The organism is Aeromonas sp. PS2Canimalfood6, assembly GCF_048276795.1.
GTDB classification, from domain to species: Bacteria; Pseudomonadota; Gammaproteobacteria; order Enterobacterales; family Aeromonadaceae; genus Aeromonas; species Aeromonas caviae.
In genome coordinates, this window is the sequence record NZ_JBLUXC010000119.1 from 1 (window position 1) to 1,981 (window position 1,981).

Below are 1,981 nucleotides of genomic sequence, written 5' to 3' on the forward strand. Positions count from 1 at the left end.
CGGTGCTTACTGCTGAATTCACTGTCGGCGAAGGTAAGTTGATGACTCATGATGAACCCTGCTCCATGGCTCCAGATGACAAACATGATCTCATATCAGGGACTTGTTCGCACCTTCCCTAATCCCCACGCAGAGCGGGTGAGCCATCTCATCGTTTTAGCAGTATCTCCCCGATGTAGGGATATGGCTGCATCCACTGCTAAGGCTAACCAGTAAACGCGATCTCCCTGAGCTGTCGATAAGCTATTGCCCCGTTTGATTTGGCGATTCAGTGTGTCTCGGCTAATACCAATCATCTGGCAAATGGTTCGGGTATTAGACCCCAAGAGCGAACTCAGTTTGACGACGATCTCAGGAGATACACCAGACACTATGTGTTGATGGGCGGCTAACCAGTTACGTGGTAGACCTAGCGACTCTAGAACAGATAGATTGCTGGTTGTGGGAGATTGCCCAACATAAGTCATGATGAGTCTGTGCCTCCGTTTGGGGGTTGTTGATGGCAGCCCAATGCGAATCATCATTCAAGAGTTCATTGGGTCATCGTCTATTTTGAGGCATTTCGCAAGCCGTTGGCTACAAAATTGACATTATGATGTAATTTTATGTAAATCAATACTTTAATTGCATTCATCCCAATTGGATTCGTCGTTGCTCAACACAAGTAGCGTAACCAAAACACCGGTTTGAGGCCGGTGTCAGGTGATAACTATATCTGTTCACTCTTTATTCTTTTCTTGTCTGCGCTTTTTTTCCTCCCTGATCCACATACGAACCGTGCACTCATCTGCTTTGCAGCTAAAAGCAATGTCCTTTATTTTCTTTCCATCTTCAAAAAACTGACGAACGGCTTCATTTACTTTCATATTATAGTAATGATATCTCATCGAACACCCTTATTAAATGGTGGAAGGAAGTGTTTATTATATAATTAGCATGTGAATATTTGTGCTCGTGTATTCTGCCACTTCATCCATACGTAGCGGTAAGCTAATTGATGAATCGACCTAGATTGGATAACGTTCGGAACCAGCTCTTGCCAGGCTACGAAAACACCATGTTCAGCTGGATAAGCAATAGTGTACAGATTGACAAATCAGCACCTTATGTTTGTATATACAGTGGTACTTACTGGTAAATACTCTATGAATATCATGGGCCTTGGTCATTTCGATATTCACTCGCATAGTAACTCCATACTGCCAGTGCGGTCATTGGGCTGCTCGGGATGCACTCACAGTAAACCGAGAGATTGCCACTGTCAAGGCGGACATCAAGATCACGTCATTGATTTCTAAGGGATTATTTATTGAAAAAATAATTGTACAAATTTTGCCCTTGGTTGCTTTTTGCTCTTTTTGAGTGTTGGCTGAACGACATTTAACCTATAACATGCCCATAAACAGAATGGATGTGGATGGGATGGTAAATATCGCTAATGCGGTAGTCATTACATGTGGATAATATGCTCGCAGAGCAATATAAATAAAAACATTTTTGCCGTTCGATTTAATAGACACGAGGCTTAAACAGAACATAAACAGACGAATTCCTGCATATAGAATGACATCAATGCTTGAATGACATGTTCTAGTTGTTTTCAATGTGATTCATATTTTATTTTGAAAACAAAGGCTCAATTGTTTATTTTAGCATCATAATGCATTTTAAATGCAATGTCTAAAATCAGCACTAGGCGCTCTTGTGCATGAAAGGGGGATATGTAAGGGGGGTAATTCTGGATGCAATCTATTTATAGATAGAGGTTCATTGCATGCTTGCATCCAGATGGTAGATATTGTGTGCTTAGGCTGACACATCAGTGAGTAAATCTGTGGCGATATACTCATACGTTTTATCCGTATCTATTCACCAGGACGGGGTTGACGGCATCAGTTCTGCCGGGATGGGATAATCTGTCTTCTCGATGCACGCCCTGACCACGGCCCTCAACCACTCCTGTGGGCAGCGGCCCAATCGC

Annotated in this window: 2 protein-coding genes; both read right to left on the reverse strand. The window is 42.6% G+C overall.

Annotated features, from left to right (window positions below; translation table 11 throughout):
- Window positions 1-95: 95 nt before the first annotated feature.
- Window positions 96-524, reverse strand: coding sequence for an antitoxin Xre-like helix-turn-helix domain-containing protein (locus ACNPAA_RS20770; RefSeq protein WP_327789963.1), 429 nt, complete (start codon window positions 522-524; stop codon window positions 96-98).
- A gap of 195 nt (window positions 525-719) precedes the next feature.
- Window positions 720-887 carry a hypothetical protein gene (locus ACNPAA_RS20775; protein ID WP_164882702.1) on the reverse strand — a complete coding sequence of 56 codons (168 nt, stop codon included), beginning with the start codon at window positions 885-887 and terminating at the stop codon, window positions 720-722.
- Window positions 888-1,981 lie beyond the last annotated feature (1,094 nt).